Origin of the sequence: Gardnerella phocaeensis, from assembly GCF_048545075.1 — a bacterium.
Lineage (GTDB): Bacteria > Actinomycetota > Actinomycetes > Actinomycetales > Bifidobacteriaceae > Bifidobacterium > Bifidobacterium vaginale_J.
Genome location: NZ_JBKQXS010000011.1, coordinates 1 through 5,494 on the forward strand (window position 1 = coordinate 1; position 5,494 = coordinate 5,494).

A 5,494-nucleotide genomic window follows, 5' to 3' on the forward strand; every position below is an offset into this window, starting at 1 on the left:
TCTCATGGCAGGGGCTTGTTGGTTATTCCAGAAAATAAGGTTCCTGAGTTTAAGAAGTTGCTTGTTGAATATTATGAGGGTGAAGATTTGCAGGTGATTGCTTCGTTTATGAGGGAATATTGTTGGAGACATTAAACGTGCGCGATGATATTGGTTCTGCTGTGGCGAATAATGTTAAGGCTTCTGCTTCTTGCACGGTGTATACGTTAAATGATACGAGTGTTTTAGAAGGAGAAATTACCAAGGGTGCATGTCTTGAAGTAGTTTGTGAGAATGGTGTGGCTGAAGTTTGTGATAAGCATAAAGCAGATTTTGGGTACAAAACAGATGGATGTGCTCACTATGCTGTGCATTGTTTGAATGGGAAAGCTGTAGTGAAGTAATACTGTTGTGGTGTTTTATGTCCGCCACTGTGACTAGTCGCATGAAATAGAGTTTGGCATATTCTAAAAATTCTTTGGAATGTTGGAGTATTAGGCTTGGTGGTTTTTAATCCAAGTGTAAAGGTCATTTTCATTCGCTTTGCCTGATGCAACTTTGAGATAAAAAAGTTTCGTATTGGGGATAAGTAATTTACGCAAGTTGGTAAGTTGCGTGATAAGTAGTAAATGGGCAGGTTAGGTCTGATTTTAATATTTTTTCTCATAATATTTGTTGATAAAAAACATGATTAATGGAGAAAATGCGATCGAAATAGCTAGAAGAGCAGCTGGTAAATATGCTTTTGTGATAAATGCAATTATGGCAATTATTCCCATTAGGTGCATTAGTATGAATGCCATTGTTGCATTTACTTTATCTTTGATTTTCTCGTTTCTTTCATCGTTCACATTTATTTTGTAGTTGTGGTCTTTTTCCATCATCTTATAGTGCATGATTTTTACGTGTGAAAGTGAGATAGTTGCAACAAAAACAACTGACAGTACAATTTCTACGGATTCGTTCAGTTTAAGAGTCAGTACAAGAATTAGTCCGAAAATTCCTATTACATATCCTATGTACCAAAAATTTTGGGTTTTCTGTTTTTTCATTTTTTATCTTCCTCGTAAATAAATATTTCTTCGATTGTTAAATCAAAATACTTGGCAATTTTGTATGCCAATATGATTGACGGGTTATATCTTCCATTTTCCAAAGAGCCGACTGTCTGTCTTGATACTTCAAGTGCGTCTGCAAGTTCTTCTTGGGTTATGCCTTTTTCTTTTCTAATTTGTTCAAGTCTATTTTTCAGATTACATTCTCCTTCATAATGGAAAGCTAGCTTTACATATAAGATAATCGTTTCGAAAGTAAATGTCAAGTTAGCTTTCCATTGGATCTAATATTGTATTTAACAAAGATGGGGTGAATTATGATCCGCTTTGCAGAGATTTTTATTCCAGGTTTCGGATTAACGCCACTGGAGATCTTTTAGATTGTGCTTCCTCAAATAAGATTACAGATGAACAATTGAATCAATTTTTAGATGCAAATATATCCAAGAATACATACTACTAATGCAGAAAATGCGCATGGTAATATTTCTTTATGTCCCTCATTTTTTCAGTGCTAATAAGTTAATCTACAAATTTTTCAGGATTGCCTGTATTTTTAGCTGCTTTTGAGAGGTTTACGTATTCTAAAGTCATAATTTACTTTTTTAATTTTGCGTTATAGTGGATCAGTATGATAACGACGAGTGCTAATACTATATCTAATGATGTACTGATAAAGCAGGTTTTGGTACAAAGCGAATTTTAAGTACTTTCTTTTGTGGTGTTCTGATTTGTTTTTCTAAAATTTCCATAAAACGTTTTTCTAGTGTAGTGTTTGAATAACATCAAGATTTCCAAGGGGTTAATCATGTGTTTATATAATATTTTGCCTAAATGCAAAAGTGATAAAATAAGCATTTCACTTAATCAAGTAAAAAATAGCAAAGAATTTAGTCATTATAAAGAATTTGAGATACTTGGTAGTGGATGTAATGCTACGGTGTTCAAAGCTAAGCATAAAGTTACAGAGCAGTCTGTTGTTATTAAAGTTTATAAAATTTTTAAAAATAATGAAAAATCTTATAAGGATAAGCATTTAAAAGAGATTAAAAAGAATGCAAAAATAAATTTGACAAAATATAATCATGCTGTATTTGATGCTGGAACTGTCAGCGTAGACTGTTTTAAATATCTGTATTGCATTATGAATTATTTAGATGGCATTACGCTAGAAGAATGGCTACAGAAAATAAAATCACTAGAAAAAAGATTAATAAAACCAATTGAAATAAATGCTGCTTTAGGTTTTTTGTACTATTGTTATAATTTGGTCGATAACGATTCTGGCGAGATTACGCATGGAGATATTAATGTTGGCAATGTAATCTTTTTGAAACAGAACAGCATTAATTATAAAAATGATTTTTTGAACTATTGTTCGTGCGGTGCTAATTACTTAGTACCTACAAAAATAGAACTAATTGATTATGGTACATCGAAGTGGGTGGAAACTACTCACGATTACGGCATTGAACGTGATTTTAAGTTTATTGTTGATAATACTTGTAAAATATTATCTTCATATCCTATAAAGAAATTTATTAAGTATAAAGCAATACGTAAGCATGAAGAGTTAGATAATCAAAGGAATGTTTTGATTGTTGATTTGATACGAATCATATTATCAATTGATTATCTTGATAATTTATGTTATGCAGGAGGCCGTAAAAAAGACTACTCTGATTGGCTTTATAAACTATGGAATTGCGCATTTGACTGGAAAGATAAATTTGAATTTAATAATTTTATTGACTTAAATTATTGGTCTGCATTAAAACAACCAAGTACAGGAAAATATATTAATAAAACAGAAATTGTTAATTATATGAATAAACAGAAAAAACAGTGTTATACAATAAAACTTACAAATGTGTGCAGCTATACATGTAATTATGATGATCCGGATATAAAATTTAAGTGGTAAGATACTAATTTTAAACCTTTTAACGATAGCTTTTTCTATCGTTAAAAGGTGCACTCACTATCCATAGTGTGCACTCAAAAAAGTGTAAATATACTACCCGTTCACTCAACCCACGTCGAAAGTGTCGTATTGATGCCAAAGGCTGATTAGGTGGGTACGTTTTACATTATTCTTATGAAGAATAAACCACTGCAAAACCAATAAATTCCATACAAAGCATATAAAAATGCGGCTATTTATGCATAGACACAAATAGCCGCAAATTTAGATTATCAACGTACCGAGTAGTTTTTTAATTTATGCTCTCGGAAGGCGACGGTGACGTATAACAGTAACGCCGGCAGCAGCAGCTCCAGAAATAGTTAACGCACCCAAAACACCTAACATTATAGTGCTAAGCATATTGCCAGAAGACTTGTTCTCGCTTGTAGCACTAGCTTGAGTTTTTGGATTTTCGCTTACTGTATCCGAAATCTTTTCGTCAACTTCTTCAACATCACCCTTGTTATCTTCAGGCTTCGTAGAGTTTTCTTCTGAAACCTGAGACTCAGTTGACTTGTTTGCTTGCGAAGCATTTTCTGACTGATCTGCAACAGCTGGCACCTGAGATGCAGCTGCAGAAGAAACCTTTTTAGATACTTCAGCAACTGTAGTTACTGCCTTCTGAGTATTTGCAACCGTAGGATTTGCTGCAGGTGCTGAAGACACTGAAGGAGCCGAAGGTGCTTCAGAAACAGCAGGCGCTGAATTATCTTCAACTTGAACTGCTGGAACCGCAGGGGTTGCAGGAGCAACAGATACTGACGGAACAACAGGAGCAGATGGCATAGCTGGTGCTTTAGCAGACGGAGCTGGAATCTTAGCTTCAGGTACTGCAGGAGCAGGAGCAGCTACTTTCGGAGCAGATGCTACTGGAGGTGCAGGAACTGGAGCAGATGCTTTCGGAGCAGATGCTACTGGAGGTACAGGAACTGGAGCAACATGCTCTTGAGATTCACTACCTTTCTTAGACTCAGAAGGTGCTGGAACACTAGGAGCAGTCTGTTTTTCAGATTCTTTTGCCTCATTATTACCAGCAGAACTGTTACCATTTTGCTGATTCTTTTGAGCTTTTTCCTGTTCCAATTGAGCTTTAAGAGTAGCAACTTTAACTCTAGCTTCCTCAAGCTTCGTTTCTGCGGCTCTTAAAGAATCTTCAACTTGCTTCTTTTGCTTATTGTTATTAGCTCTTGCATCAGTCTGATTATTTTTAAATGTTTTAGCACCCTCAACACCATTTCTTAACGACTTAATTTTTTGGCTTAGCTTATCATCTTTGCCAACTAACTTATAGTTGTCAATAATATTATTAAGAAGCTTTATTTCAGACTCTGCTTTCTTTGCTTCAGAATCTTTAGTATTAGAAGCTTCAAGCTTTTTGGCTACATCTTTTTTAGACTCATCAATTTGATCTTTAATCTTTTTAAGTTCTTCATCTGCTTTTTCAAATTCTTGCTGCGCTGTCTTGAAAAGTGTCTCTAATTCTTTCAGAGTTTCTTCTTTAGCAGCAACAGATTTCTTATTTTCTTCAACTTTTCTGCTAAGCGAAACTTGATCATTAGAGACTTTTCTAAACTGCTCCGCTAGAGAATAAATATTACCGGCATCGTCTGGATTAGCTTTTTCTAACGCAGATTCTAATTCACCGATTTTTGTATCATACTCTTTAACTTGAGCAGAATCGCTTGCAATAGATTCCTTAAGAGAATCTACTTCTTTGTGAAGATTTGAAATCTGCGATTCATACTGCTTTATGCTAGATGCAGCTCTTTCTTTTGTTTGACTTTTTTCTTCTTCGTCATTTTGCAAATCGTTAAGAGCTAATTTTGCATTATCATATTGCTTTTTTAAAAGTTCGTATGCTTCTTTTAATCCAGTAAGATTGCTCTCTTTTTCTTTTTTGGATTTTTCAAATTCCGCAGCCTTTGCTTTTGCAGCCTCAGAACCCATTTTCAATGCATTCTCAGCTTCTAAAAGTTCTTTCGCTTTATCATTTTCAGCGTTTTCAGCTATTTTTTCAGTTTCAGAGATTTTATTTAAAAGATCGTCAAATTCTGTAACTTTTTTCTTATACTCTTCAATTTGAGCTTCTAATTGATGAACTTGCTCTTCAGCTTTTTCAATTGCTTCTTCAGTAGACGCTTTAACAGTCGCCTCTGTTTGGACTTGTGTATTTTGTACAACCTCAGCAGCTTCTTGCGCCCACGCTGGCATTGGGCCTTGCAGGAACAAAACAAATCCTGCGATTGCTGCGGCAGATTTTTTCTTGACCGTTACCATATTTTCTACTCCTTGCTCGTAGCGGCCTTCATGTCTAACTTATGTCAGCAGTCATTCTTGAGCATAACAAAGAAATAAATACATTTTCAACGCCATTTATTCGGAATATTTCCGATAAAACTTGTCATGATGAATAATAATCGTATTATTTTTGAATATTACTAATAAAAAATGCTCTTTTTATACATAATATTATGTTAGTCGCATAATTATACGC

At 34.4% G+C, this 5,494-nt stretch carries 5 protein-coding genes and 1 pseudogene; 3 read left to right on the forward strand and 3 right to left on the reverse strand.

The genetic code is table 11. The features are described 5' to 3' along the window. Together ACJV2T_RS06180 and ACJV2T_RS06185 are read left to right on the forward strand one after the other, a co-directional pair. Positions 1-135: pseudogene (locus ACJV2T_RS06180) on the forward strand (cell filamentation protein Fic); the annotation flags it as partial. Continuing rightward, entirely contained in the window at positions 123-383 is a 261-nt protein-coding gene (locus ACJV2T_RS06185) for a hypothetical protein (RefSeq protein ID WP_419399432.1), read from the forward strand. The pseudogene ACJV2T_RS06180 and the gene ACJV2T_RS06185, both read left to right, overlap by 13 nt. A 246-nt stretch (positions 384-629) precedes the next feature. On the opposite strand, the gene ACJV2T_RS06190 is transcribed toward ACJV2T_RS06185, so the two are convergent. Then, positions 630-1,031, reverse strand: a complete 402-nt coding sequence (locus ACJV2T_RS06190; protein ID WP_415683848.1) for a DUF2178 domain-containing protein — start codon at positions 1,029-1,031, stop codon at positions 630-632. Then, positions 1,028-1,231, reverse strand: a complete 204-nt coding sequence (locus ACJV2T_RS06195; protein WP_004134772.1) for a helix-turn-helix transcriptional regulator — start codon at positions 1,229-1,231, stop codon at positions 1,028-1,030. Before ACJV2T_RS06195 ends, ACJV2T_RS06190 begins: the two co-directional genes overlap by 4 nt. Before the next feature lie 611 nt (positions 1,232-1,842). On the opposite strand from ACJV2T_RS06195, the gene ACJV2T_RS06200 reads away from it, so the two are divergent. Further along, complete coding sequence (locus tag ACJV2T_RS06200; protein WP_419399433.1) at positions 1,843-2,958, forward strand: protein kinase domain-containing protein; 1,116 nt, start codon at positions 1,843-1,845, stop codon at positions 2,956-2,958. A gap of 297 nt (positions 2,959-3,255) precedes the next feature. Here ACJV2T_RS06200 and ACJV2T_RS06205 read toward each other — a convergent pair whose 3' ends face one another. Beyond that, complete coding sequence (locus tag ACJV2T_RS06205; protein WP_419399434.1) at positions 3,256-5,277, reverse strand: coiled-coil domain-containing protein; 2,022 nt, start codon at positions 5,275-5,277, stop codon at positions 3,256-3,258. Positions 5,278-5,494: the final 217 nt, after the last annotated feature.